Raw genomic sequence first — 26,769 nt, forward strand, 5'->3', positions numbered from 1 at the left:
AGAACAAAAGCCCATCACCGTCCACTGATGCGATGGGCTTTATCGGAGGCCCTGCCCCTGCGCGCGACGGCGCCCTTACTAGAGCAGATTGCGCTCGCCCACCGGTTCGATCTGCGCCCAGTGCGAAGTGTCTTCACGGTGCTGCTGCAAATACGGCAACACCGCCGCCAGCAACGGCGCCTTGAACGCCTCCTGGAAACGATGGGCCAGCCCCGGAATCAGCTTCAACTGGCTGCCGCGAATGTGTGCAGCGAGATGCACGCCGTGCATCACCGGCAGCAACGGATCGGCGGTGCCGTGCACCACCAGGGTCGGCACCCGCAACTGATTGAGCAACGCCACCCGGCTCGGCTCGGCGAGGATCGCCATGATCTGGCGCTTCACGCCTTCGGGGTTGAAGGCCCGGTCATAGGCCACTGCTGCCTGATGCAACAGTACCTGACGATCATCGGTAACCATCGGGCTGCCCAGCGCCGCCAGCAGATCGGCCTGTTGTTCCAGCGCCACTTCGCGATTGGGTGCGCCGCGTCGCGACAGCAACTGCACCAGCGCCGCGCTCGGTGCCGGCAGGCCTTCGGCACCGGAGCTGGTCATGATCAGCGTCAGGCTTTCGACCCGTTGCGGCGCCATGGCCGCCAGGTGTTGGGCGATCATCCCGCCCATGCTCGCGCCGAGCACGTGGAATTGCTCGACGTGCAACGCGTCCATCAGGCCCAGCGCATCGTCGGCCATGTCGGTCAGGCTGTAAGGCGCCGCCACCGGCAGGCCGAGTTTGTAGCGCAGCACTTCAAACGTCAGGTTGGCGTCGGCCGGCGCCTGGCGCCAGGTCGACAGGCCGACGTCGCGGTTGTCATAGCGGATCACCCGGAAACCCTGCTGACACAGGGCGATCACCACCTCGTCCGGCCAGTGGATCAACTGCCCGCCCAGGCCCATCACCAGCAGCAACGCCGGATCCGACGCACGACCGATGCTCTGGTACGCCAGGCTCACCTGTGCTAGATCGACCCGTTCGGTCGGAACATTGACATCACAACGCGACGCCGCAGAAGACGCCGGAACGAAAAAAACCGCGGCCAACAACGCCGCGATTGCAAAAATTCCCTTGAACATGAAAAACACCGAAACGCAGAACCCCAGTAGAGCGCGAGTCTGATGAAGTTTGTTCAAGCGCGCTGCCACAGTTCGATGACAGTTTGATGAAGAGTGCCGAGCGGTCGAACGGGCCGATAACTATGTAGCACCCGGGCACCCGCTGATTTTCCTTGAATGGCGCTTGAGTGGAGCGGATCCGCCGCCCTTCCCTTGAGCTCCATTGCCATGATCGAACGCTTCTTTCTAGTGAACACTCCTGCGCCATTACCAGCGTTTCCCGGTTTTGCCGCCTTGCCGGCGTCTATCGATGAAAGCCTGCTGCACAATGCGGCCACCCGCCGACAGACGTGCAGCGAAGGATTGCGACAACTGTGTGCCGGCGTACTGTCGGTACGCGAGACGCTCAACCGGTTGCTCCGTCAGGAACTGAACCTGGACGGTGAGCAGGCTGGCCTGTCATTCCCCCCGGGCGACGGGTACCCGGAGCGCCGGGTCAGCCTGGTGACAGCCTGTGCCTTCGTCACCCAATCCCCGCGACCAGAGGAATGGCTCGACAGTCAATGCCGGGTGACCGGTGTGAACAGCAGTCATGCATTGGCGGCACTCCCCCCGTCGCAACTGCTCGCGCGGATCAAAGCCCTCGAACCGGCACTGGCGCTCGATGAGCGCTGGAATGCCTACTGGCAAAGCCGCGCTCCGGGTACGCCCCGTTCCCGCCGGGAACAGGCCAGCCGGTTGTATCGCGGGCATATCGAGGCGGCCGCGCAAATGGCCTTCGCCCGACGCACAGTGACAGCCGACCAGCTTCAGCCACTGTGGTCGCTGATGGGGGAGCCGGGTACACGGCCTGCGGCTGACGATACCCTCGGCGTCGAGCTGCCGACCTTGTGCCTGCACAATGGCGTGCGGGTGAAACCGCCGGCGGCCTGGGTCATCAGCCGTGGAGACGACGCCGCACAGTTGCTGTACGTGCCTGATCAAGCGGACGCGATCCAGGCTTTCACCCGGCGCAGTGACTTGCATGCCTGGCTGGCGCAACGACCTCTGTTGCCCGCCGGCCTGTCGCTCGAAGGCCTTCAAGTCGAATACACCCCGGCCGGGCAATCGCTGGTCACTGCGGTCAACGAATGGCTGTTGCAGCAGCAAGTCGCGCAGGTTGCTGCCCTGCGCAACGGCACGGATGGAACGCGCGGTCTGGCCGAACAGGGCCTCCACGCGCTGGACCTCGCCGACAGGGTCGACCGGCAACGCAGCATGGCCGTCTTCTGCGCCCCGCCCGGCCTGGACAATCAACCGCCCGGCGCCCAGCCAGCGGACGAAGACGAAGTCTCGCTGTTCGGCAGCCTGCACCCCGATATTCCCCGTTCCCTGCGACAGGCCAGCGTCACCCGGGCACACGATGCGCTCGAGGCATCAAGCGATGGCGACACCCTGAAATCGTTCGAGGCGCTGCAAACGACACTGGAAACGGCCGAACAGGCCGCCGATCTCGCAGCACGCGCCCTGCTCTATCGCGAACGGGTGCTGGACCTGACCAGCTTCAACCGCCAGTTCACCGCGCTGTACGACGCGCACATGCAAGGTCTGCGGGCGGAAGCCAGGATGCAACGGGCACTGAATCGCCTGAGTGTCGAAGAGCATGACCGGCTCATCGCATGGCTCGATGCACCTGACCGAACCGATGCCGACTGGGTGGTGAAAAGCCTGACACTGTCACTGACCGAATCCGCAGGAGGCAAAGTCACCAACCATCGCCAGACACTCCATGGCCCGCTCGTACTGATGTCCATGAGCTCGATTCAGAGCCTGTTGCTTTACTGGCCCGGCAGCGGTGGCGGCCTGCAGCGATTCGCCAATCGCCAGGCACTTGAACGGCACGTGTTCAAGCTGCACGCCAATGACGCACAGCAAACCTTGCAATTGAACACCCTGACCGGTGACCCGTTACTCTCTATGTTGAATCAGTTGACCGGCGAGTTTGAAACCCGGGCGGCAACGATTCGCCAGCGATACAGCGAGCCATCACAGGCACAACGGCGTGCAGATGAACTGGAGCAACTGCGCCGCAAGACACTTCCCCTGCTACAGGTGCCTGTCGATGCCGCACGACGCCTGGCGCTGCTTTATCGAATCCAGCAGGAACGCAGCGCGACCCTTGCCACACAGGCACCCGCCTGGCTGGCCAACCTGAGAGACAACGAACAAAGCACGCTCAAGACGCTGATCCAGGCCTGGATCAGCGCGATGCACCGCAGTCATGAGCTGCTGACCGTCGCGTTGCCACCCCGGGAGGACTTCACTCGCCAGCATTTGTACGCCCGACTGCGTCGGGACTTTTCTCTCAAGGGGCACTTTTCGGTACAGCTGGATCTGCCGGAGTCGGTTGCGCTGCAAAAACAGGCCTTCAGTGCCTCCGGTGCACCAGGCACCCCGCAAAAAGTGGTCGCCATCCCCAGCGCCAGCCGCAGCCGGATGTCCCTCGAAACCCTGGCCCAGCTCAATATCGACAACACCCCGTCGATGAACCTTGAACAACTGCCACTGCGCCTTGGCTTCATGCGCGTCGAAGTCAGCGCCACCGATGAGCAGGAGCGTCAGACCCTCACTGCTGGTATTACCCAGGCCTACCTGCGCAAACTGATACCGGAGCTGGACCTGCCCAAGGCCTACGAACAAAGGATTTACGACACCTTCAAAGGCACGACCGATGAACCACCGTTCCAGCGCGAGCACCGTCAGGAGTGCCTGCTCGAACCCTGGCGGGTGATGCTCAGGCTGCAAGGCCGATGCGCACAGTTGCAGCACCACATTGGCGGCTCTGACCTGAGCCTGTTCGAAACTGCAATCGATGCCGACACAGCCGACGCCTGGACCACCGCCGGTCGACGCATTGCGTTGCTTCCGGCATTCCTCGCCGCTGGTGGCACTGATACACCGAATGAAGGCCCCACCACGCTGTCGGGAGTGACCTTCATCGAAGAACAATACAGCGGTACGACGCTGCTCTATCTGCCGGACGCTCCCGACGCGAGGTTTCTGCGCCGATACGACAGCCTTGAAGCCGCCCGTAAGGATCTGTTCAATCGTTGTAGCCAGGACGAGATGATCCACTATCTGGCCGACCGGGCCTTGCAAGGCAGCGTAAACGCCCACGAACGTCGCATCGCTCAGGCGGTGGACAAACGCTTCGATGCCATGATCGGTGTCGGCCCGCGCTGGCCGGTAACCACGTCGCTGGCCGCTCATCTGCTCAATGCGCACATGGGGCGTCTGATCGAGGTCCATCGCGGCTCCTCGCGCTCCAACGATGCGTTGTATCGGGAACGTTATGCCCTGCAGGGCACACGGGTGTTCGATTACCTGAAAATGGCCCTCGGCATGCTGCCATTTGTTGGCAGTGCCATCGCCCTGTACGACGCCTGGAACGCGGCCAACCAGGCAGTAGCCGCTTTTTTGCGAGGCAGGCTCGGCGACGGCCTGGCCGAAGTCGAATCGGTGTTGCTGTGCCTGATCGACGCGCTGATCGACATCGTGCCTGGCGCCGGTGCAGCCCTGACGGCCCGCTCGGCCACCCGTGCCCGCCTGCTGCGAAATCTGATCCCGGAGGTCGGTACGCTGACCGTTCCCGATGCCCGACAGGCCCGGCGCATCGTTGAGCGTTTTGCCGGTTACGAATACGAGCATCCCATTTCGCTGGCAGGCCTGCGAGCGGCCGAGGGAGGCGTCTGGCGCAACATTTACCGCCACGCCGACGGTGATTTCATCGTCCGGCAGGGCCGGATCTATCAGGTCGAATGGAGCCGTGATTCCCGCAACTGGCGCCTGCGCGGTACTTCGCAGAATACCTACAGGCAACCCATCGCCCTGAACGAGGCCGGAGAGTGGGACACCTGGTTCGGCGTCTACGGCACCACCTTCGAAGGAGGCGGTGCCGGTGGTGGCAGTGTGCTCGGGCATATGGCCGATACACTCGACCCGCTGTGGCCACTGGCAATCCGTGAGCGTCTTCCGCGCTGGCTGGTCGACCGGACCTACCGCCGACATCACCAACTGACGCTTGAATGTGATGACCTGAGTTACCGCCTCGATCCCCAGATCGAGCGAAGCGACAGGGCGATCAACGCTTACTGCCAGGCCCCCGATGACGCTCTGCTGAGAAACGTCGCACAGAAAGCCTGCGACGAGGATATCGCCCTGCTCACCCGGCAGTACCAGACAGCCGCCGAGCTGCGCGTCCTCACCCATGGCAACAAGTTGCGCGCCCTGCTTGAAATACAAAGCCAGGACGCCGCAAGGGTGACCGACCGGCTCAAGCACCGTGTCTATATGGCCAACCACCGGATCTACAAATGGCTCGACGAGATCGACACCCGGCACGCAACCCTCGATGCCCTGCCGGACAACTCGATTGCCGAACGCCTGGCTCTTCTGCAGGAAATGCGCAGATTGCGCGTCGATGTGACCACCGCCATTGAAGAAGTCGAAGCGCTCATGGGCGATATGAACCGCTGGTACGCGCTGATCGGGGTACGTGCGGACAAGGCCAGACTGACCGAGGCCGTCACCTATTTGAACGGGCGCATGAACGACTTCAATCTGGGTTACCTGAAGACCGCTCACCGCCTGGAGTCCATCAAGAATTTCGAAAACACCGGTGATGTTTCCTGGCTCTACCTGCAACAACGGTCCTGGCAACTGCGCGTGGACATGGATCGGGCCCTCTTCACCCAGTTCAGCCTGTCCGAAGTCAGCGCCAACCGGGCGCAGCGCATGCAGATCCTGGGCAACTGTCTCGACACCTACGCCCGATACTGCCGGGAAATGAATCAGTGGACGACCAGCTATCCACAGTACTTTCACATGGAAGAATTCGAACCGTTGATGGCCGGCATCGAAGCCATGGCCGAACGCGCCAGGAAGGCTATCGATCATCCCGCCCCCCCTCGTACAGCGGGACAAAGCGAGAAGAAGATTTTCCAGACCGAAGACCAGCAATGGCTGATCGGGGTGGAAAACTGGGAACCCAGAACCCGCAAGCGGCAGTTCGTCCTGAACCATGGCAAAGCGGGCCGGGAAGTCTGGGAGCAGGCTGACAACGGCAAATTCCGCCTGCTGGCGGTGAACACACCGCAGCCCGCGCCTTCCCGGAACCTTGCATCGTTGCTGGCCGACGCCCGCAAGCGCCTGGACGGGCAAGCGGCCTATCAGGCCAAGGTGCAGGGACACGCCGAACGCGACATGCTCCCGGTGGATCTGGAACACATGATGCTCAGCGAAGCCGATGACCTGAGCCATCGGGCCAGAGACATTGAAGCGATGTCGGCAGATAATCCGATCATCGGCGAACTGAGATCGAAGGCCGACGAATTGCGCCTCACCGGGCGGCAGCTGCGTACCCGGCAAACCCTGATGAGTCGAAAACCCACAGACGGCATGCTCGATGACCTGCTCCGGCAGAACGCCGTGGAAGTGCGCAAGGTGGCCCTGATGAAACAACTGCGCAATCGCGCCGACGGTCGTCCCGACCATCTGCAGGAATACGAAATCCACGACCTGAGTGCCCGACCGCCGCGTCTGCTGTGGTATGCGCATTTCCACTACAACAAACCCAGGCCGTCATTCGCAGAGTTCGAGAAAGCGCATCTGAAACTGCCGGAGCACCGCTACCTCACTCACGCCGACAATGCGGCGCTGCCGTATGCCGACATCGGCAAACGGTCGGCGGTCCTGCCCTGGTTCGAAGCGTTGTAAAACAAGACGGGGAGCGGTTGGCCGCTCCCCGTTTTGCTATGCGTCAAGCCAACTGACTGCGCAACTGTCGCGCCGCCGCCACCATGTTCACCAGCGCCGCTTCCGTCTCCGGCCAGGCACGGGTTTTCAGCCCGCAATCGGGATTGACCCACAACCGCGCTGCCGGAATCCGTTTCACGGCCTTGCTCATCAGCTTGACCATTTCCGCCGTGTCCGGCACCCGTGGCGAGTGGATGTCGTAGACGCCCGGGCCGATGTCGTTCGGGTAGTCGAACGCTTCGAAGGCATCGAGCAATTCCATGTCCGAGCGCGAGGTTTCGATGGTGATCACGTCGGCGTCCATGTCGGCGATGGCCTTGATCACGTCATTGAATTCGCTGTAGCACATGTGGGTGTGGATCTGGGTTTCATCCTTCACGCCCGAGGCGGTCAGGCGGAACGCTTCCACCGCCCAGTCGAGATATTCCTGCCATTGTGCGCGGCGCAGCGGCAGGCCTTCGCGGAACGCGGCTTCGTCGATCTGCACGATCTTGATCCCGGCGTTTTCCAGATCCACCACTTCGTCACGCAGGGCCAGCGCCAGTTGCTGCGCCTGGACTTTGCGTGACACGTCTTCACGGGGGAATGACCACATCAGCATGGTCACCGGGCCGGTCAGCATGCCTTTCATGACTTTGTCGGTCAGGCTCTGGGCGTAGCTGATCCAGTCCACGGTCATGGCATTCGGACGGCTCAGGTCACCGTAGATCACCGCCGGTTTCACGCAGCGGGAACCGTAGCTCTGGACCCAGCCGAAACGGGTGAACAGGTAACCGTCGAGCTGCTCGGCGAAGTACTCGACCATGTCGTTGCGCTCCGCTTCACCGTGTACCAGAACGTCCAGACCCAGGCGCTCCTGGACCTGCACCGCGTGGCGGATTTCGCTGCGCATCGCGTCGTGGTAATCGTTGGCCGACAGCTTGCCCTGCTTGAACGCCTGGCGGGCCAGACGGATCGAACCGGTCTGCGGGAACGAGCCGATGGTGGTGGTCGGGAACGCCGGCAATTTCAAACGTGCCTGTTGCGCGGCGATGCGCCTGGCGAACGGCGAATGACGCTGGCTGTCGCTGGCATTGATCGCTTCGATCCGCGCCTGCACATCGGCCTTGTGAATACGCGGCGAGCGGGCGCGGCTTTCCTGAATAGCGCGGCTTTCGGCCAGTGCGCTTTGCACTTTCGGCGCTTGTGGATCATTCAGCGCATCACGCAGCACGGAGATTTCGGCGCACTTCTGCACGGCGAAGGCCAACCAGCTTTTCAGTTCCGGATCGAGCTTGTCTTCGCGCTCGACATCCACCGGGCTGTGCAGCAACGAGCAGGAACTGCTGACCCACAGGTTGTCGCCAAAACGCTCCTGGGCCGGTTGCAGTTGGGCCAGTGCCTGCTCCAGCTCGCAGCGCCAGACGTTGCGACCGTTGACCAGACCCACCGAAAGAATCTTGTAGGTCGGCAGGCGATCCAGCACCTGACCGAGCTGATCCGGCGCACGCACCGCGTCGATGTGCAGGCCCTGCACCGGCAGGCCCACGGCCAGGCCGAGGTTGTCTTGCAGACCGCTGAAATAGGTCGCCACCAGTTTCTTCAGCGGCGAGTACTGAAGGATGTGATAGGCGCGCTCGAAGGCGCTTTTCCAGGCCTGCGGCAGGTCGAGAGTGAGGATCGGTTCGTCGATCTGCACCCACTCCACGCCCTGTGCGGCGAGGCGACCGAGGATTTCGTTGTACACCGGCAGCAGACGCTCGAGCAGGTCGAGCTTGTCGAAATCGTTGCCTTTCGCCTTGCCCAGCCACAGGTACGTCAGCGGGCCGATGATCACCGGTTTGACGTTGTGCCCCAGGGCTTTGGCTTCTTCGACCTCATCGAACAGCTGTTCCCAGCTCAGCTTGAACGACTGGTCTGCGGTGAACTCCGGGACCAGGTAGTGATAGTTGGTGTCGAACCACTTGGTCAGCTCTTGTGCGTATTGAGTCTTGCCGTGCTCGCCGCCGCAGCAGGATGCCGTGGCGCCACGGGCCATGGCGAACAGGGTGTCGAGGGTCGGCAGGCCACGCTCGTCGCGCACACCGTCGAAGCGCTCGGGGATCACACCGAAGGTCAGCGAGTGGGTCAACACCTGATCGTACCAGGCAAAGTCGCCGACCGGCAACAGGTCGATGCCGGCGTCTTTCTGCAATTGCCAGTGTCTGGCACGCAGCTCACGGCCGACCTGATTCAGGGACGGCTGATCGAGATCGCCTTTCCAGTAGGCTTCGAGGGCTTTTTTCAGTTCGCGGTCAGCGCCGATGCGCGGGAAACCAAGGGTGTGGGCCACGGCCATGTCGAGTGTTCTCCATTGCGTAAAAGATGGCGCCATTGTCGACAGCCAACCCAACATGAGACAAACTCAACCTTTTCGTGTTGATCACAAATTTTCCTCATGGAGCCCGTGGTGCTTGAAATCCGTCACCTGAAAACCCTGCATGCCCTGCGCGAAGCCGACAGCCTGGTGGATGCGGCCGACCGCCTGCACCTGACCCAGTCCGCGCTGTCCCACCAGTTCAAGGAACTGGAAGAACGCATGGGCATGCCGTTGTTCGTGCGCAAGACCAAACCCGTGCGTTTCACCAGTGCCGGCCTGCGCCTGCTGCAACTGGCGGACGCGACCCTGCCGCTGCTGCGTGGTGCCGAGCGCGATATCGCGCGCCTGGCCGGTGGCACCGCCGGGCGTCTGCACATGGCCATCGAATGCCACAGCTGCTTCCAGTGGCTGATGCCGACCATCGACCAGTTCCGCGATGCGTGGCCGGAAGTCGAACTCGACCTGGCCTCGGGGTTCTCCTTCGCCCCGCTGCCGGCGTTGGCCCGGGGTGACCTGGATCTGGTGGTGACCTCCGACCCGCTGGAAATCGCCGGCATCACCTACGTGCCGCTGTTCACCTACGAAGCGATGCTCGCGGTCGCCAACCAGCATGCTCTGGCGAGCAAACCGTACATCGTCCCCGAAGACTTGCTGACGGAAACCCTGATCACTTACCCGGTGGAGCGCGACCGCCTCGACATCTTCACCCGCTTCCTCGAACCCGCCGACATCGAACCTGCGCAGGTACGCACTTCCGAGCTGACAGTGATGATGATGCAACTGGTGGCCAGCGGCCGTGGCGTGTGCGGCATGCCGCACTGGGCGCTGCATGAATACAGCTCGCGGGGTTACGTGAAGGCCAAGCGGCTGGGTGAGAAAGGTCTGTTTGCGACGCTGTACGCGGCGATCCGCGCCGACATGCTGGACGCGCCGTACATGCGCGATTTCCTGCTGACGGCCAAGGACACGTCGTTCTCGACGCTGGATGGGGTCAGCGCGGTTCGTTGAGGCTGGCGGTTGGCAGCAAAGGCGCGCACCACATATGGATCTTGTCGAAGTAATCCTCGCCGACCCGCACCGCCATCGGTTCCAGGCCGAACTGGATGAAGCCGCAGCGCTGGTACAGCTTGAACGCCGCGTCATTGCCGGCGGTGACGGTCAGTTGAATGACTTTCAGCGCCGGATGCTGCTGCGCTTCACTCAGCACGGCCTCCATCAACTTCAGACCCAGCCCGCGCTGACGAAACTCAGCCGACACATACATGCCGAACACCGTTGCCTTGTGCCGGGCCTTTTCCCGAGGCTCGAACGCCAGGCCGACGATGCCCGCCAGGCGGCCTGCTTCGAACGCGCCAAACACCGCGTCGAGCTTGCTGGTCAGGCGCGACTCCCACCAGCTCAGCGGCATCGCCGCTCGCTCGCGCACGCTGGAGGTGAAGGCCTGCGGATGCCGGTCATACGCTTCCAGCATCAATTCCCGATAGGCCAGCGCATGACTGGCATCCAGCCGTTCGATCCACATGCTCAAGCTGCCTTGCGCTGCTCAAGCATCAGGCGCACCGCCAGGCCGCCGAGCACGAAGCCCATGAAATAACGCTGCGCCGCCAGCCATGACGGGTTGCTGGCGAACCACGAGGCGATTCCCGCCGCCGACAGGGCGATCAACAGGTTGACGCTGAAACTGACGCTGATCTGGGTCAGGCCGAGGATGATGCTCTGGCTGAACACCGAGCCGTGTTCCGGCGTGATGAACTGCGGAAACACCGAGAGGTAGAACACCGCGATCTTCGGGTTCAGGGCGCTGGTGAGAAAGCCCATGGTGATGAGTTTGCGCGACGAGTCCGCCGGCAATGCCTGCACTTCGAACGGCGAACGCGCACCGGGTTTCACCGCCTGCCAGGCCAGCCACAGCAGGTACAGCGCACCGGCCCACTTCAACACTTCATAGGCCATCGGCACCGCGAGAAACACCGCCGTCAGACCGGCTGCCGCCGCGAACATATGCACGAAGAACCCGGCTACCACGCCGAGCAGCGACGTAACCCCGGCCTTGCGTCCCTGGCAGATCGAACGGGAGATCAGGTAGATCATGTTCGGCCCCGGCGTCAGTACCATCAGCAGTGCAGCGGCAGCAAAAATCAGCAGGTCTTGAAGCGGGATCATGACGAAGTCCTTTGTACGAATGATCAGGCGATCGCGGTCAGCGAGGCTCGATAAAACGGCAGGATCAGGTCGCGTGTCAATGGGGCGAGAACCACATCGCCGTCGGTGGCCGGGTCGATCCAGATCACCTCTTCGATCTCGGCCGCCGGGGAGACTTCGGCGTCGATGGTCAGTTGAAAGATCTCGGCCTGCACGACGAACCCCGGCTCGTTGGCAGCCGGTGCCGAGAACTGGCCAAGAAAACTCGCCTGCGCCGGATCAATCACCAACCCCAGCTCTTCCTCCAGCTCGCGGGCCAGCGCATGCACCGGCAGTTCATGGGCCTCGATCTTGCCGCCCGGTTGCATGAACGCGGTGGTATCGCGCTTGCGCACCAGCAGGGTCTGGCCGTCGGGGTTGAGCAGCAGCGCGGCGGCAATACGAATGATGCGGGGGGAAACAGCGGATACAGAGGTCATGGGGCAGCCACCGGCCTTGAGAAAAACCGCAAGGATCCCATGCCGGCGACACCAGCGTCACCTCATACGGTCTCAAGACTGGGCCAGAAGCGCCGCCTCACCCTCCTCCGGGACTTTCACGAACACCTTGTATTTGCCACCTTCCATGGCTTCGAAACTGATCAGCTTGTCCACCAGCAGTGCACTCAGCACCTTGCCGGCATTGAGCAGCAACATGCCGTTGTCGGCATTGAGGTTGCGCGCCAGCATCATCCCCGCTGCCAGCTCCCGGGTGCCCAGCACCTTGACGCTCGGATCGGTCAGGGTGATGTCGCTGACCATCGCGCACACCTTGATGAAATCCTCGATCAGCTCGGGATCATAGAGTTTGCCCGCGTACTGACGCAGGTACAGCAATGCTTCATCGCTGTTCATCTGCCGTTCGAGAATCAAACCGCGCTGCAACTCGACAAAATCCACCGCCAGTTTCAACAGCCGCGAGCCCAGGGGAATGGCCTCGCCCTTGAGCCGGTCGGGGAAACCGCTGCCGTCCCAGTGTTCCTGATGGTGCAGGATCAGCCGCGCGGCATCCTTCATCGGGTCCAGGGTCATCAACAGCGATTCGCTCTGTTTCGGATAACCCCGATACCGGTCGCGGTCGGTGCTGTGCAACAGGTCCGAAGGGGTGGTCATCATGCTGTCGGTCCAGCTCAGCTTGCCGATGTTGTACAGCGCGGCGGCCATGGTCAGGTCGCGGCTGGCGGCTTCGTCCAGCCGATGCACCTTGCAGTAGCCGCGCACCAGTTCGATGATCTGCCGGTTGGTCTGCTTGGCCGGCGGCAGGCGCAGGTTGGCCAGCAGCGAGAACACTTCGGTGCCGGTCACATAGCTGTGCTTGAGCTCCTCGTAAGCCAGATCAAGCATGTCGGCGGTCTGCTGCAGCTCGGCGGTACGGGCGCTGACATGTTTTTCCAGGGTGCTGTTGAGCAGCTTCAACTGATCGTTCTGCACCCGAGTCAGTTGTTCCAGACGCTCGCGCTCACGGGCCAGATGCTGATGTTCCAGGGCCTGACGCAGGATCAGCAGCATTTCCTCGTCGTTCCAGGGTTTGCTGATGTAGCGGTCGATCTGGCCTTCGTTGATGGCCTTGATGATCGCCGAAGGGTCGGCATAGCCCGTCAACATGATCCGCGTGGTCGCCGGGTACAGCTGACGAACGCTGGCCAGTAGCGTGGCGCCGTCCATATTGGGCATCCGCGCGTCACTCATCACCAGATCGACCGGACGTTGCGCCAGCATTTCCAGCGCCTGGGCACCGCTGCTGGCGAGCAACACCTCATAGGGCTGACCCCGCAGCAGGCGGCGCAGGCTGTTGAGGATCGACTCCTCATCATCGACCAGCAACACGGCAGGCCGATGGGCCGGAGTCGGGGCGGATTGCTCTTCCATGGCGTGGCCTCGCGAAAGACGATGGACGTGGCAGGCGTGTCGACAGACCTCCTCCCTTGCCCGCGCCTGAGTGACAGGCTAGATGATTTTTGCGCCGGGACCGCGCAAGTCATCGGGTAAGGCGAAGTCCCCACAGGGCAACTATGCTCAAGTCGCTGGACGACACCATCAGCCTGCGCGCAGGCCTGTGATGAGGGGAAAAGGATGCTCCCGATGACGATCGTGCGTGAACTTGCGGGTATGGCGCCATGAGTGCGCCACCCGGACCCATCAATCGCCGTGTGCTGATCGTCGACGATACCGCGTCGATCCACGACGACTTTGCGAAAATCCTCAAGTCATCCACGGTTGAAGACGACAGTCTGGGCGAAACCGAAAGCCTGCTGTTCGGTACCCCGCCCGGCGCGTCTGCCACACAGAACGAAATTTTCGAACTGGATTCGGCCTTTCAGGGGCGCGAAGCACTGGACAAGGTCGAAGCCGCGCTGGCCGCCGGTCGCCCCTACGCCATGGCCTTCATCGACATGCGCATGCCGCCGGGCTGGGACGGCCTGGAAACCATCGAGCGGCTCTGGCAGGTCGATCCCAAGCTGCAAGTGGCCCTGTGCACCGCTTATTCCGATTACTCCTGGGAAGAGATCGATCAGCGGTTGCCGCTGAATGATCGCCTGCTGATCCTGAAAAAACCCTTCGATGCGATCGAAATCCGCCAGATGGCCAGCGCCCTGACGGTCAAATGGCAAATGACCGAAGACGCCGCGCTGAAAATGAATCAGCTGGAACAAAAAGTGACCCTGCTGGCCCGCACGGACGGCCTCACCGGGCTGGCCAACCGCGCCACGCTGATCGAGCGTCTGCACCAGGCCTTCGCTGCCGCGCGCCGGGGGGCGGCGCCATTCTCGGTGTTTTACCTGGACCTGGATCACTTCAAACGGGTCAATGACACCCTCGGTCATCCGGTCGGCGACCTGCTGTTGCAGCAAGTGGCACAACGGATCAAGGCCGTGGTCCGGGAAAACGACGTGGTGGCGCGTCTGGGCGGCGATGAGTTCGCGATCCTGCAACTGGACGTCAGCGAACCGACACAATCCGCCGCCATGGCCACCAAGATCCTTGAAACATTGCAGGCCCCCTACCAACTGGGCGGCAACGCCGTGCGCATTTCGGCCAGCATCGGCATCAGCGGCTATGCCCCCGCCAGCTTCGATGCCGACAGCCTGCTGGGGCAGGCCGACATGGCGCTGTACCGCGCCAAGGAGTCCGGACGCGATCAGTTTCACTTCCACTCAGAGGACATCACTCGGGAGGTGGCCGAGCGCATGGTCCTTGCCGAGGAGTTGACCACCGCCCTCACCCAGGGAGGACTGAAGCTCGATTACATGCCGGAAGTGGACCTGCACAGCGGCAGGATTCTCGGCATGGCCGCGCAGGTCAGCTGGCAACATCCCAGGCTTGGCCTGCTGCCGGCGTCAGCCTTCGTGCCGGCGGCGGAAAAGACCGGGGCAATCATTCCTCTCGGGCGCTGGATTCTGGATCACGCCTGCTGGCAGATGCACCGGTGGCAAAACGACGGGGTGGCGCCTCCGGTGATGGCGATCAAGATTTCCCTGGCGCAGCTCAAGTCCGGCCCCGAACTCATCTACGACGTGCTGCGCACCACGGCTCGCTGGGAGTTGGCGCCATGGGATCTGCGCTTCGATGTCACCGAAGCCACCCTGGCCCAGACCCAATGGACCCACAACGATGCGTTGCCGCGCCTGCGCGAGCTGGGTGTGACCATCGCCATCGATGATTTCGGCACCGAATACTCATCGTTCGATTACCTGAAAACCTACCGGGTCAATCACCTCAAACTCGCCCAGTCCCTGATCGACAATGCGGCCCGGGATGAAGACGGCGCCAACCGGCTGCGGGCGATCGTCAATTTCGCCCGGGACCTGGCCATCGACATCAGCGCCGAGGGCATCCAGCCGGACGCTCAGGGCGCCGCCCTCGTGCCCGGCGCACCGTTGAAAAACGTGCAGGGCTTTTGCCTGAGCGCAGCGGTCAGCCCTGAGCAGGCCGCCCGACTGCTGAAGGACGCCAGCGCGGCCGCCACGCTGCCCAGGGAGGATGAAGGATGAAAACGCCTTTTCCCCAGACCAACCGGCGCATTCTGATCGTCGACGATACGCCGGCGATCCATGCCGATTTCCGCAAGATCCTCGCCCCCGAGACGGCGGCTGAAGCGGATCTGAGCGGTCTCGAACAGACGCTGTTCGGCACCCGTCAGTCGCCGCACCTGACCTTTCAGCTCGATTCCGCCTATCAGGGCCAGGAAGCGTTGAAACTGGTGCAACACGCACTGGACGAAGGTCGCCCCTATGCCCTCGCCTTCACCGACATGCGGATGCCGCCCGGTTGGGACGGCCTGGAGACCATCGAAAAACTGTGGGAGGTCGATCCGAACCTGCAAATCGCCTTGTGCACCGCCTACTCCGACTACAGCTGGGAAGCCATGGCCGAACGGCTGGAATTCGGCGATCAGTTGCTGATCCTGAAAAAGCCGTTCGACACCCTGGAAATCCGTCAGATGGCCAATGCCCTGACCTGGAAATGGCAACTGGCCCAGGACGCGGCGCTGAAGTTGCTCAGCCTCGAGCAGACCGTCGAAGCCCGGGTGCATGAGCTGCTCAAGGTCTCGCGCCTGTTGCAGTACGACAGCCTCACGGGCCTGCCCAACAGCACCTTGCTCGGTGACCGTCTGACTCAGTCACTGGCCGCTTGCCGGCGCCATGACAAACAACTGGTGGTGATGTTTCTCGGCCTGGATCGCTTCAAGCGCATCAACAATGCCCTGGGCCATCCGGCGGGCGACGAAATGCTCAAACGGGTCGGCCAGCAACTGCTGGCCTGCGTGCGCGAATCGGACTCGGTGTTTCGCTACGGCTCCGACGAGTTCGTGGTGATGCTCAGCGACATCAATCACCCGCAGCAGACCCGCAGCATCGCCGAAAAACTGCTGGCGGCCATCCGTGAGCCACAGACGATTGTCGGTCACGACGTCAGTGTCACCGCCAGCGTGGGCATCAGCCTTTATCCGGACGACGGGCTGGAAGCCATCGACCTGATCAAAAAAGCCGAGACGGCCATGCGCAACGCCAAGGAAAGCGGTCCGAACGAGATCGGTTTCTTCATCGAGGCCATGAACCAGCGCGCCCGGGAACAGCACGGCATCGAGTCGGGCATTCGCCTGGCTCTGCAACGGCACGAATTCGTCCTGCACTACCAGCCGAAAATCGATCTGGGCAGCGGCCGGGTGGTAGGCGCCGAGGCACTGGTACGCTGGCAGAAACCGGGGCATGGCTGGGTGTATCCATCGGAGTTCATCCCCGTGGCCGAAGACAGCGGCCTGATCGTGCCTCTGAGCAAATGGGTACTGGGTGAGGCGTGCCGTCAGACGCGGGACTGGCAAAAAGCCGGGTTGCCACCGATCCGCATATCGGTCAACACCTCGGCCATCGACTTTCGTCAGCGCCTGTTTGTCGAGGGCATCGAACAGGTGCTCAAAGAGACCGGGCTGGATCCCGCCCTGCTGGAACTCGAGATCACCGAAGGCGTACTGATGCAGAACGTCGACGCGACCATGAGCGCGTTGAACCGGTTGAAAGCGCTGGGTGTCAGGCTGGCCATCGATGATTTCGGTACCGGCTATTCCAGCCTGAGTTACCTGCGGCGGTTCCCCATCGATGTGCTGAAGATCGATCAGTCGTTCATTCGCGGACTGAGCCATGACAGCAGCGACGCCGCACTGGTCGGCGCGATCATCAGCCTGGGCAAGAGCCTGAACCTGAACGTCATCGCCGAAGGCGTGGAGACTGCACAACAACTGGCCTTTCTCAGGGCCCACGACTGCGAGGAGGGCCAGGGTTTCCATTTCAGCAAGGCCTTGCCGGCGGATGCCTTCGCCCGCCTGCTGGTGGCCGGGGTGCCTGGCCCCTGGAGCGTTGCATGAACACGCCGACGACATGCCTGTCGCGAAGTGTTTTGTTCCTGATGCTTTTCGCGCCCTGCGTCGGAATTGTTGCCGCACCGCTGGACGAGCCCCTGAAACCGCTGCCCGACATTCCGAAACAGGATCCGAAACGCGTCGAGCTGGGCCGTCGGCTTTTTCTCGATCCACGGCTATCGCTCAACAACACCCTGTCCTGCGCCAGTTGCCATCAACTGGACAAGAACGGCGCTGACAGCCGGGCCCTTTCCCTGGGCTTCGATGGACAACCGGTGGCGGTCAACACCCCCACCGTGCTCAACGCCAGCCTCAACTTCCGCCAGTTCTGGGACGGTCGCGTGGAAACGCTGGAAGAGCAGACCAACGTCGTCATCACCAGCCCCCACGAAATGGGCAGCGACTGGAACACTGTCGTGCAACGGATCGCCGACGATGCCGGCTATCGCCAGTCTTTCAGTGCCGCCTACCCGGATGCCGTGACGAAAGCCAATATCCAGAACGCCCTGGCGAGCTACGAACGCACGTTGCTGACACCCGGCTCACGCTTCGATCAGTACCTGCTTGGCAACACCGACATCCTGACCCTCGATGAGAAATACGGCTATCAGCGCTTCAAGGACTACGGCTGCATTGCCTGCCATCAGGGGGTAAACATCGGCGGCAACATGTACCAGAAGTTCGGGGTGTTCGGTGACTACATCGCCGATCGCGGCAACCCGACGCTGGCGGATCAGGGCCGGTTCAACGTCACCGGCGACGAAAACGATCGGGCCGTGTTCAAGGTGCCGAGCCTGCGCAACGTCGCACTGACCGCGCCGTATTTCCACGACGGCTCGGCGTCCACCCTCGAACGGGCGGTGGACGTGATGTTTCAGTATCAGTTGGGTCGCATGCCGAGCGAGGAAGACAAGGCGCTGATCATCGAGTTTCTCAAGACCCTGACCGGGCACTGGGAGGGTCAGTCATGATGACCACCGTCTCGGGGCGGCGCAGCCTGCTGTTGCTCAGCCTCCTGGCCGTATTGCTGGCCTCGGTCCTGGTGTTTCTCTACCTCAAGTCCAGTTCCGAGCAGACCACCACCTACACCGAATCCCGGGACCTGATCCGTCAGATCAAGCAACAGGATTCGCAGTGGGAAAGTGAAGTCCTCAAGGCCCGGGTGGCGATCACTCACAATTACGACCCGCTGGTCTCGCCGATGAACGAGATGAATCGCCTGTGGGCACGTTTCGAATCCATGGAATCCGGGCATGGACGCGACGAATCCAGGCAATGGGACCATGCCCACGAACGCTACCTGGACGCCATGCAGGAAAAGACCCGTCTGGTGGAACAGTTCAAGTCGCACAACGCGCTGTTGCGCAACTCCCTGGCGTTTCTGCCCAGCGCCGAGGATGACATTCAGGCACAACTGGCCAATCTGTCCGACCTCGACAAGATTCAATTGCAGAACATCGTCACCGACACCTATGACCTGTTGCTCAGTGCACTCGAATTTGCCCAGGTCGCCTCCGACGACAAAGCGTCCGACATCGAGGTGGGTCTGAATAAACTGGCGGTGAACGCGCAACGCCTGCCGGCGGATTTTCAGACTCCGATCAGGATCCTGAGCAATCACATCGCCCTGATCCTGCGCGAGCAACCGATCGTCAACCGCCTGCTCGATCAGATCGAGTCGATCCCCGTGGCCGAGCGCCTGGACACCATCACCAACATGCTCGACCTGGATCAGCAACAGGCCGAACGCACCGACCAGAAATACCATTTCTACCTGCTGCTGTTTTCTGTCCTGCTGATGTTGTCGCTGCTGTGGCTGGCCATCCGCCTGATCCGCAGTTTTGCCGAGATCAACCGGGTCAACGCGGCCCTGCAAACGGCCAACGATGTGCTCGAGCAACGGGTCGACGAGCGCACTCGCGAACTGAAGAACGTGCAGAGCGAATTGCTCGATGCCGCGCGCCAGGCCGGCATGGCGGAAATCGCCACCAACGTGTTGCACAACGTCGGCAACGTGCTCAACAGCGTGAACATTTCCTCCGACCTGATCTCGCGAAAACTGCGCAGCAGCAAAGCCCTGGGTCTGGGCAAGGCGATGCAGTTGATCAACGAACACCCGGACGACCTCGGGCCGTTCCTGACCGAGGATGCCAAGGGCAAGCTGCTGCCGGGCTACCTCAACCAACTGGTGGGCGCCATCGCCCAGGAACAGCAGGAAATGGCCGACGAACTGGCGCAGATGAACAAGAGCGTCGATCACATCAAGGACATCGTCGCCACCCAGCAATCCTATGCCGGCGCCAACAGCCTGACCGAGCCGCTGTACATCAACGAACTGCTCGAAGACGCCCTGCGCATGAATGCCGGGGCGCTGACCCGGCATCACGTCACGGTGTTCAAGGAATACGGCGACGTGCCCCAGGTGATGGGCGACAAGCACCGTCTGCTGCTGATCCTGATCAACCTGATCAGCAACGCCAAGTACGCGATGTCCGACCTCAGCAACCGCCCGCGGACCATGACCCTGGGGGTGAAGATCGTCGATGAAGGTTTTCTGGAGATCAGCGTCAAGGACGATGGCGAGGGTATCGCACCGGAGAACATGACGCGGATCTTTGCCCACGGCTTCACCACCCGCAAGGATGGCCACGGCTTCGGCCTGCACAGTTGCGCCCTGGCGGCCATCGAGATGAACGGCCATCTCACCGCCCACAGCGACGGGCCTGGCCTGGGCGCCCTGTTCACTTTGCAGATCCCGCTGATCACGGTAACGGAGAACGCATGAGCGAACTGTCGAACCGCCGCATCCTGCTGATCGACGACATGCCGTCGATCCACGAAGACTTTCGCAAGATCCTCACCCCGAACCGGGCGCAGTCGGCGGAACTGGACGAGATGGAAGCGGCCCTGTTCGGCGCCCCCGCCAAGCCCCGACGGACGATGTTCGAACTGGACTCGGCCTATGGCGGCGAAGAAGGCCTGGCCAAACTCAACCTGGCCTTGCAGGAGCAATGCCCGTACGCCCTGGCCTTTGTCGACATGCGCATGCCCGACGGTTGGGACGGAGCGAAAACCATCGAGCAGTTGTGGCTGCAGGATCCGCAATTGCAGGTGGTGGTCTGCACCGCGTATTCCGACTATTCCTGGGATGAACTGCTGGATCGCCTGCACGCCCATGACCGGTTGCTGATCCTGAAAAAGCCGTTCGACAACATCGAAGTCCAGCAGATGGCCAACACCCTGCTGACCAAATGGCAGATGACCGAGCGCGCCTCATTGCAGATGCATCACCTGGAACATCTGGTGGACCAGCGCACCGCCCAGTTCAAGCAGGCCAGCGAAGCCTTGCAGCGAGAGATCGATGAACGCAAGCAACTGGAAGGCCAGTTGGTGCAGTCGGAAAAACTCGCCTCGCTGGGGCAACTGGCCGCCGGAGTCGCCCACGAAATCAACAACCCGATCGGCTTCATTTCCTCCAACCTCGGCACCCTCGACGGTTACTTCCAGCAACTGCTGGCCATGCTCGGCGCCTACCACTCAGCGGGGCAGGCCCTGGCTGCCGAGCCGGCTGCGCAGTTGCAACAAATGCGCGAGCACTTGGAAGTGGATTTTCTGCTGGAAGACATTCCGGTGCTGATCCGCGAATCCAAGGAAGGCATCGGCCGGGTCGGGCAGATCGTCAAGGACCTCAAGGACTTTTCCCGCGTAGACACCCAGCAGCAATGGCAGTGGGCGAACCTGCAACAGGGCATCGAGTCGACCCTGAACATCGTCGCCAGCGAACTCAAGTACAAGGCCGATGTGGTCAAGGAATATCAGGACCTTCCGGAGATCGAGTGCCTGCCCTCGCAGATCAATCAGGTCATCATGAATCTGGTGGTCAACGCGGCGCAGGCCATGGGGGCCGAGCGCGGCACCATTACCCTGCGCACTGCGGTGCAGGGCGAGTCGGCGATCATCGAAGTGGCCGACACCGGCTCGGGCATCGCGCCCGAAACCCTGCAGAAAATCTTCGACCCGTTTTTCACCACCAAACCCGTAGGCAAGGGGACAGGGCTGGGTCTGTCCCTGTCCTACGGCATCGTGAAGAAACACGGCGGGGATATTTCAGTCAGCAGCACATTGGGCGCCGGCACCACGTTTCGCGTGCAATTGCCCTTGCGCCAGACCCGGCCTGCGGCCTGATGTCAGGTCAGTTCAGGTCGCTTCCTGAAAATCCATTTCCGGTGGCTGGCGACGGAAACCGCCGGTCAGCACCGCCAGATACACCACGCCAATCGCCAGCCAGCTCAGGCCCAGATACACCGCCAGGTGATCGAGGCTGACCATCAGCCACAAGTCCGCCACCAGACCGATAAACGGGAACACCAGAAACAGCAGCAGCTCGCGCGGGCCTTTTTTCTCGCCACCGATCCAGTAATGGAAGATCACCGACAGGTTGACCAGGCTGAAGGCCAGGAACGCGCCGAAGTTGATGAAGGAGGTCGAGGTGGTCACGTCGAGTTTCAATGCGAGCAAGGCCACCACGGCGCAGAGCAGGATGCTGTTGACCGGGGTGCCGAAGCGCTCGTGCAAGGTGCCGAAGAATGACTTGGGCAACACGCCGTCACGGCCCATCGCAAACAACAGCCGCGAACCGCTGGCCTGCGCCGATAGACCCGATGCGAATTGACCGACGATCAGACCGATGAGGAAGATCGACACGAACAGATCGCCACCGATGTTGCGCGCAATCTCGTAGGCCGCCGAGTCGACGTTGTCGAACTGGAACGACGGATGCGCGACCTGCACGAAGTACGACACACCGACGAAAATCAGCCCGCCGATCAGGGTGATCAACATGATTGCCCGAGGGATGGTGCGACGTGCATCGCGGGTTTCTTCGGTGAGGGTGCTGACTGCATCGAAACCGAGGAACGAGTAGCAGGCGATGGCCGCGCCGCTCATGATCAGCGGCATCTGCATGTCGCCATTGAAGAATGGCTTGATCGACCACAACGGCGTGCTGGCATCGCCGCCGATGTAATGCACGCACAGGGCGACGAACGCGACCAGCACAAGGAACTGCACCAGCATCAGCAAGGCGTTGATGCCGTTGGCCAGTTTCAGGCCGATGATGTTGATCGCGCTGGTGATGCCGATGAACGCCAGCACCCAGATCCACTGCGGGATCGACGGGAAGGCCGACGCGAGGTACGCGGCGCCGATCAGCCAGATCGCCATCGGCAGAAACAGATAATCGAGCAGCACTGCCCAACCGGCGATGAAACCGAGCTTCGGGCTGATGGCCTTGCGCACATAGCTGTAGGCCGAGCCGGCCACCGGGAACGCGGCGGCCATGCGGCCGTAACTCATGGCGGTGAAGAACATCGCTACCAGCGCCGCCAGATACGCGGCGGGCACCATGCCGGCAGTGGACTGGGCGAGGATGCCGAACGTGCCGAGGACAATGATCGGCGTCATGTAGGCGATGCCGAACAGCACCACCGACCCTAGCGAAAGGGTGCGTTGCAAACGAGCCATGGGCGACTTACTCCGGATTTTATTGGATTTATGGCAGAGGCCGAATTCGGCGAATGTTCCGGGTGTTGCTGATCGTTCCCACGCAGAGGGTGGGTTCGATCGGATATCTCTTGTTCTTTAGCGTGAAGGAATCAGCAGCTCCCGCAGTCCAGAAGCGTGTTCAACCACCGCCCCCGGCAACCTCAACCGCTGATCATCCAGATACCGATAATCCTTGCGCGCCAGTTCCAGCTGGCCGAAATCCAGTTCAACACTGAACCGCCCTTCCTCACGCCCGGCCTCGAACAGCACTGTGCCCAGCGGATCCACCAGCGCACTGCCGCCGGCGAACATCAACCCGTCATCCCCCGCCTCCACGCGGTTGACCATCAGCGCAAACGCCTGGTTTTCCTGGGCCCGGGCCATGATCGCGGTGCGGTGGGTCGGGCCGTAAGGGTCCATGTTGCCGTTGGTGACGATCAGCAACCCGGCGCCCAGTTGCGCCAGGGCACGGGCGGACTCCGGGAACTCGATGTCGTAGCAGATCAGCAAACCGACACGCACGCCGTTCCACAGGCACGTAGCGTAACGATCACCGGCCTCGAACACACCGCGATCCGAGGCCCAGAGGTGGGTCTTGCGGTATTTCAGGGCGATGCCTTCGGGGGTGATCAGCAGCGTGGTGTTGTAGAAACGGCCGTTGTCGTTTTCGGCCATGCCGATCACCACGGCGAGGTTGCGTTCGCGGGCTGCGGCCTGCACCGCGCTGACGGTCGGCCCGTCCAGCGGCTCGGCGATTTGCGCCACGGTGTCGGCGCTCGGGAAGCCCATCAGGTGGGTCTCGGGGAACACGATCAGTTGCGTGTCGGCCGGGCACCCGGCAATCGCCGCCAGGGCGCGTTCGAGGTTGTACGCCGTGTCTTTGTCACGGCCCGCCAGTTGGGCGAGTTCGACTTTCATGGGGAGTCCTTGTTATGAGCGCCGGGCGCCGAAAGATTGCCCGGCGGCTGTCTGTGGGCCAGTATGCTTCGCATTCGACTGGCCAGGGAATTACGCGGCCGGGGTAACCCGATAGGGGTAGAGGCATGACTGTTTCGTTTGACGACATCACCTGGCACCGCGCCGTCGGGCAGTTGATCGACGCCCTCGACAAGCCGAATTTCTGGGCGCAACTGGTGCGCCTGCTCGACCAGTACGTCACGTTCGATAGCTGGGTAGCCCTGCTGTTCAGCGCCGACCGTCACCCGCAGGTGTTCGCCGAATGCCCGGGGGAAGACGGCAGTCCCGACCAGTTGTTCCAGGATTACCTGCGCGGGTTGTATCTGCTCGACCCGTTCTACATCGCCTGCCGCGAGCAATCGCGCACCGGGTTGTACCGCCTGTCGGAGGTCGCGCCGGAGCATTTCGAGCTGACCGAGTATTACCAGCGATACTTTCGTCTGAATGTGGTGGCCGACGAAATCCAGTTCAATTGCCAGCTTGAGGGCGACCGCACGCTGTGCCTGTCACTGGGCAGCAAGCAGCGTTTCAGTGGCGAGCAGATTGCCCTGCTGTCGCTGATCCAGCCGTGGGTGCTCGGCCTGCTGCGCCAGCGCCTGCCCTACGAAATCAATGAAATCGTCGCCCTCGCCCCGTCACCGGCGCAACCGGACTGGCGGGTGCAGCTCGAAGCGTCGGTGCAGCAACTCAAGGGCGCGCAACTGACCGCCCGGGAACTGGATGTCGGGCGTTTGATGCTCAGCGGTTGCTCCAGTAAAGAAATCGCCCGTAAGCTGGAAATCTCTGTTGAAACCGTGAAAGTCCATAAGAAACACATGTACAGCAAGCTGGGGATCAAATCCCAGTCGGAGCTGTTTTCGATCTTCCTGCAGGCGCAGAACGCCTGACTGCCGCAAAAAAATCTGTCCGAACCAAGGAAACCGTATGAGCCTGTCACTCCTGAGCCGCTACGCCTTCTTTGCCGTCTGCGTGATTTTCACCCTCGCCAGCCTGCCCTTTCTCGACCATGACTGGCTGTGGCCGATCACCGCCGTCACCGGGGTGCTGAGCCTGCTCGGCCTGTTCGATCTGATGCAGAGCCCCCACGCGGTGCGCCGCAATTACCCGATCCTGGGCAACATCCGTTATCTGGTCGAAGGAATCCGCCCGGAAATCCGCCAGTACCTGCTGGAATCCGACAGCGACGCCCTGCCCTTCTCCCGCGCCCAGCGCTCGCTGGTGTATTCGCGGGCCAAGAATGAAAGCGCCGACAAACCGTTCGGCACCCTGATCGACGTGTATCAGTCCGGTTTCGAGTTCATCGGCCACTCGATGCGCCCGGCGCCGCTGAGCGATCCAAACAGCTTTCGCGTGACCGTCGGCGGGCCACAATGCACCCAGCCGTACTCGGCGTCGGTGTTCAACATCTCGGCTATGAGTTTTGGCTCCCTCAGCGCCAATGCAATCCGCGCGCTGAACCAGGGTGCGAAGCTCGGCAATTTCGCCCACGACACCGGCGAAGGCAGCATCAGCCCCTATCACCGCGAACACGGCGGCGACCTGACCTGGGAGCTGGGCAGCGGTTACTTCGGCTGCCGCACCAGCGACGGCCGTTTCGACCCGGAACGCTTTGCTGCCCAGGCGCAGACGCCGCAAGTACGGATGATCGAAATCAAGATGAGCCAGGGTGCCAAACCCGGCCACGGCGGGATTCTGCCCAAGCACAAGGTGACCCAGGAAATCGCCGATACCCGTGGCATTTCCATGGGTGAAGACTGCATCTCGCCGTCCCGCCACAGCGCGTTTTCCACACCGATCGAGATGATGCATTTCATCCAGCAACTGCGTGAGCTGTCGGGCGGCAAACCGGTGGGCTTCAAGTTCTGCCTCGGCCATCCGTGGGAGTTCATGGGCATCGCCAAGGCCATGCTGGAAACCGGCATCCTCCCGGACTTCATCGTGGTCGACGGCAAGGAAGGCGGCACCGGCGCGGCGCCGGTGGAGTTCACCGACCACATCGGCGTGCCGATGCGCGAAGGTCTGTTGTTCGTGCACAACACCCTGGTGGGCCTGAATCTGCGGGACAAGATCAAGCTCGGCGCCAGCGGCAAGATCGTCAGCGCCTTCGACATCGCCAGCGTGCTGGCCATCGGCGCCGACTGGGCCAACTCGGCGCGGGGCTTCATGTTCGCCATCGGCTGCATCCAGTCGCAAAGCTGCCACACCAACAAATGCCCGACCGGCGTCGCCACCCAGGACAACCTGCGCCAGCGTGCGCTGGTGGTGCCGGACAAGGCTCAGCGGGTCTATAACTTCCATCGCAACACGTTGAAGGCGCTGGCGGAAATGCTCGCCGCCGCCGGCCTCGATCATCCGTCGCAGCTCTCGGCCAAACATTTGGTACGGCGCATGTCGGCCACCGAGATCAAACTGTTCTCGCAGCTGCACGTGTTCCTGAAACCGGGGGAGTTGCTCACCGGGGAAGTGAACGGCGAGTTCTATTCGCGGATGTGGCAGATGGCGCGGGCGGACAGTTTTGAGCCGCAGGACATCGCGGCGGCCTAGTCGATGTCAAAGCGCTAGCCGAATCAGGCTGGCGCTTTCAGGTCCGAGAGCGGCGAAACAATACAAACCGGAAAAAACAGTACCCCAGCAACAGATTCAACAGCGAAAACACAGACACCGTCGCCAGCCCCGGCAAATTGCGCGTATCACCAAACACACCCGTGCCATAACTCAAAACGCCCATCACGCCCATGAACCCCAGGTACTCCAACACAGACGTTCCGGTCTCGAAGGTGTAGAGCGCGTTCATGTAAAACGAGAAAGCGGCGGCGATGCAAAACGCGGCGAAGTTACTCGCCGACTGAGTCGCCTGAACGGCGCTGGTCAATACGAAAAAGATCTGCCAGTGAATCAACGTGCCGGCAAGGCCGATTGCCGTTTGTGCGGAAAACCCTTTCCACAAGATTCTCATCACCAATCCTTGCTGTCGCGACAACCGTCGAGCGTTTCAAGCTAGAGCAGCG

Annotated in this window: 18 protein-coding genes; 9 read left to right on the forward strand and 9 right to left on the reverse strand. The window is 62.0% G+C overall.

Going from position 1 to position 26,769, the window contains the following annotated elements:
* Positions 1-78: 78 nt before the first annotated feature.
* Positions 79-1,113 (reverse strand): alpha/beta fold hydrolase, encoded by a 1,035-nt coding sequence (locus tag AC07NR_RS18130; RefSeq protein ID WP_495079083.1) that lies wholly within the window; start codon positions 1,111-1,113, stop codon positions 79-81.
* Between the two features lie 207 nt (positions 1,114-1,320).
* Here AC07NR_RS18130 and AC07NR_RS18135 point away from each other — a divergent pair, with 207 nt between their 5' ends.
* Positions 1,321-6,846: a dermonecrotic toxin domain-containing protein gene (locus AC07NR_RS18135; RefSeq protein WP_495079084.1), complete on the forward strand. Its 5,526-nt coding sequence runs from the start codon at positions 1,321-1,323 to the stop codon at positions 6,844-6,846.
* A gap of 43 nt (positions 6,847-6,889) precedes the next feature.
* Here AC07NR_RS18135 and metE read toward each other — a convergent pair whose 3' ends face one another.
* Complete coding sequence (gene metE / locus AC07NR_RS18140; protein WP_495079085.1) at positions 6,890-9,202, reverse strand: 5-methyltetrahydropteroyltriglutamate--homocysteine S-methyltransferase; 2,313 nt, start codon at positions 9,200-9,202, stop codon at positions 6,890-6,892.
* Between the two features lie 111 nt (positions 9,203-9,313).
* Here metE and metR point away from each other — a divergent pair, with 111 nt between their 5' ends.
* Positions 9,314-10,231, forward strand: coding sequence for a transcriptional regulator MetR (metR, locus tag AC07NR_RS18145; protein ID WP_096818509.1), 918 nt, complete (start codon positions 9,314-9,316; stop codon positions 10,229-10,231).
* Here metR and AC07NR_RS18150 read toward each other — a convergent pair.
* The 4 genes from AC07NR_RS18150 to nosR form a co-directional block, all read right to left on the reverse strand.
* On the reverse strand, positions 10,215-10,745 hold the full coding sequence (locus tag AC07NR_RS18150; RefSeq protein ID WP_495079086.1) for a GNAT family N-acetyltransferase: 531 nt from the start codon (positions 10,743-10,745) through the stop codon (positions 10,215-10,217). The two genes, metR and AC07NR_RS18150, sit on opposite strands and share 17 nt — an antisense overlap.
* Before the next feature lie 2 nt (positions 10,746-10,747).
* Positions 10,748-11,386 carry a LysE family translocator gene (locus tag AC07NR_RS18155; RefSeq protein WP_248739271.1) on the reverse strand — a complete coding sequence of 213 codons (639 nt, stop codon included), beginning with the start codon at positions 11,384-11,386 and terminating at the stop codon, positions 10,748-10,750.
* Positions 11,387-11,409: 23 nt separating this feature from the next.
* On the reverse strand, positions 11,410-11,844 hold the full coding sequence (locus AC07NR_RS18160) for an NUDIX hydrolase (RefSeq protein WP_495079087.1): 435 nt from the start codon (positions 11,842-11,844) through the stop codon (positions 11,410-11,412).
* Between the two features lie 72 nt (positions 11,845-11,916).
* Positions 11,917-13,272 carry a response regulator c-di-GMP phosphodiesterase, NosR family gene (gene nosR / locus AC07NR_RS18165; protein WP_495079088.1) on the reverse strand — a complete coding sequence of 452 codons (1,356 nt, stop codon included), beginning with the start codon at positions 13,270-13,272 and terminating at the stop codon, positions 11,917-11,919.
* 248 nt (positions 13,273-13,520) lie between these two features.
* On the opposite strand from nosR, the gene AC07NR_RS18170 reads away from it, so the two are divergent.
* The 5 genes from AC07NR_RS18170 to AC07NR_RS18190 are packed head-to-tail and all read left to right on the forward strand — an operon-like array spanning position 13,521 to position 21,445.
* Positions 13,521-15,395, forward strand: a complete 1,875-nt coding sequence (locus AC07NR_RS18170; RefSeq protein WP_495079089.1) for a putative bifunctional diguanylate cyclase/phosphodiesterase — start codon at positions 13,521-13,523, stop codon at positions 15,393-15,395.
* The gene (locus AC07NR_RS18175; RefSeq protein WP_495079090.1) at positions 15,392-17,266 is read left to right on the forward strand and encodes a putative bifunctional diguanylate cyclase/phosphodiesterase; all 1,875 of its coding nucleotides are present in this window, start codon (positions 15,392-15,394) and stop codon (positions 17,264-17,266) included. Before AC07NR_RS18170 ends, AC07NR_RS18175 begins: the two co-directional genes overlap by 4 nt.
* 41 nt (positions 17,267-17,307) lie before the next feature.
* Positions 17,308-18,231: a cytochrome-c peroxidase gene (locus tag AC07NR_RS18180; protein WP_495079205.1), complete on the forward strand. Its 924-nt coding sequence runs from the start codon at positions 17,308-17,310 to the stop codon at positions 18,229-18,231.
* Positions 18,231-20,045, forward strand: a complete 1,815-nt coding sequence (locus AC07NR_RS18185; protein WP_495079206.1) for a DAHL domain-containing sensor histidine kinase — start codon at positions 18,231-18,233, stop codon at positions 20,043-20,045. The genes AC07NR_RS18180 and AC07NR_RS18185 overlap by 1 nt, the downstream gene beginning before the upstream one ends.
* Positions 20,042-21,445 (forward strand): ATP-binding protein, encoded by a 1,404-nt coding sequence (locus tag AC07NR_RS18190; protein WP_495079091.1) that lies wholly within the window; start codon positions 20,042-20,044, stop codon positions 21,443-21,445. Before AC07NR_RS18185 ends, AC07NR_RS18190 begins: the two co-directional genes overlap by 4 nt.
* Before the next feature lie 12 nt (positions 21,446-21,457).
* Here the strand turns inward: AC07NR_RS18190 and AC07NR_RS18195 are convergent, their stop codons facing one another.
* Positions 21,458-22,783, reverse strand: coding sequence for an APC family permease (locus tag AC07NR_RS18195; RefSeq protein WP_248739276.1), 1,326 nt, complete (start codon positions 22,781-22,783; stop codon positions 21,458-21,460).
* Positions 22,784-22,900: 117 nt separating this feature from the next.
* A complete protein-coding gene (locus AC07NR_RS18200; RefSeq protein ID WP_305833523.1) occupies positions 22,901-23,722 on the reverse strand; it encodes a carbon-nitrogen hydrolase family protein in 822 nt (273 codons plus the stop codon).
* Positions 23,723-23,847: 125 nt separating this feature from the next.
* On the opposite strand from AC07NR_RS18200, the gene AC07NR_RS18205 reads away from it, so the two are divergent.
* Positions 23,848-24,648 carry a helix-turn-helix transcriptional regulator gene (locus AC07NR_RS18205; RefSeq protein ID WP_085709445.1) on the forward strand — a complete coding sequence of 267 codons (801 nt, stop codon included), beginning with the start codon at positions 23,848-23,850 and terminating at the stop codon, positions 24,646-24,648.
* A gap of 37 nt (positions 24,649-24,685) precedes the next feature.
* Positions 24,686-26,305 carry an FMN-binding glutamate synthase family protein gene (locus AC07NR_RS18210; protein WP_248739278.1) on the forward strand — a complete coding sequence of 540 codons (1,620 nt, stop codon included), beginning with the start codon at positions 24,686-24,688 and terminating at the stop codon, positions 26,303-26,305.
* 37 nt (positions 26,306-26,342) lie between these two features.
* Here AC07NR_RS18210 and AC07NR_RS18215 read toward each other — a convergent pair whose 3' ends face one another.
* The gene (locus tag AC07NR_RS18215) at positions 26,343-26,717 is read right to left on the reverse strand and encodes a GtrA family protein (protein WP_305833525.1); all 375 of its coding nucleotides are present in this window, start codon (positions 26,715-26,717) and stop codon (positions 26,343-26,345) included.
* Positions 26,718-26,769 lie beyond the last annotated feature (52 nt).

The organism is Pseudomonas sp. GW821-FHT09C09 (assembly GCF_059418105.1).

Coding starts and splice junctions, on each gene's coding strand:
- AC07NR_RS18205 (WP_085709445.1), top strand. CDS start 23,848: ATGACTGTTTCGTTTGACGACATCACCTGGCACCGCGCCGTCGGGCAG.
- AC07NR_RS18200 (WP_305833523.1), bottom strand. CDS start 23,722: ATGAAAGTCGAACTCGCCCAACTGGCGGGCCGTGACAAAGACACGGCG.
- AC07NR_RS18185 (WP_495079206.1), top strand. CDS start 18,231: ATGACCACCGTCTCGGGGCGGCGCAGCCTGCTGTTGCTCAGCCTCCTG.
- AC07NR_RS18210 (WP_248739278.1), top strand. CDS start 24,686: ATGAGCCTGTCACTCCTGAGCCGCTACGCCTTCTTTGCCGTCTGCGTG.
- AC07NR_RS18130 (WP_495079083.1), bottom strand. CDS start 1,113: ATGTTCAAGGGAATTTTTGCAATCGCGGCGTTGTTGGCCGCGGTTTTT.
- AC07NR_RS18195 (WP_248739276.1), bottom strand. CDS start 22,783: ATGGCTCGTTTGCAACGCACCCTTTCGCTAGGGTCGGTGGTGCTGTTC.
- AC07NR_RS18155 (WP_248739271.1), bottom strand. CDS start 11,386: ATGATCCCGCTTCAAGACCTGCTGATTTTTGCTGCCGCTGCACTGCTG.
- AC07NR_RS18215 (WP_305833525.1), bottom strand. CDS start 26,717: ATGAGAATCTTGTGGAAAGGGTTTTCCGCACAAACGGCAATCGGCCTT.
- AC07NR_RS18170 (WP_495079089.1), top strand. CDS start 13,521: ATGAGTGCGCCACCCGGACCCATCAATCGCCGTGTGCTGATCGTCGAC.
- metE (WP_495079085.1), bottom strand. CDS start 9,202: ATGGCCGTGGCCCACACCCTTGGTTTCCCGCGCATCGGCGCTGACCGC.
- AC07NR_RS18160 (WP_495079087.1), bottom strand. CDS start 11,844: ATGACCTCTGTATCCGCTGTTTCCCCCCGCATCATTCGTATTGCCGCC.
- AC07NR_RS18135 (WP_495079084.1), top strand. CDS start 1,321: ATGATCGAACGCTTCTTTCTAGTGAACACTCCTGCGCCATTACCAGCG.
- AC07NR_RS18175 (WP_495079090.1), top strand. CDS start 15,392: ATGAAAACGCCTTTTCCCCAGACCAACCGGCGCATTCTGATCGTCGAC.
- AC07NR_RS18180 (WP_495079205.1), top strand. CDS start 17,308: ATGCTTTTCGCGCCCTGCGTCGGAATTGTTGCCGCACCGCTGGACGAG.
- nosR (WP_495079088.1), bottom strand. CDS start 13,272: ATGGAAGAGCAATCCGCCCCGACTCCGGCCCATCGGCCTGCCGTGTTG.
- AC07NR_RS18190 (WP_495079091.1), top strand. CDS start 20,042: ATGAGCGAACTGTCGAACCGCCGCATCCTGCTGATCGACGACATGCCG.
- AC07NR_RS18150 (WP_495079086.1), bottom strand. CDS start 10,745: ATGTGGATCGAACGGCTGGATGCCAGTCATGCGCTGGCCTATCGGGAA.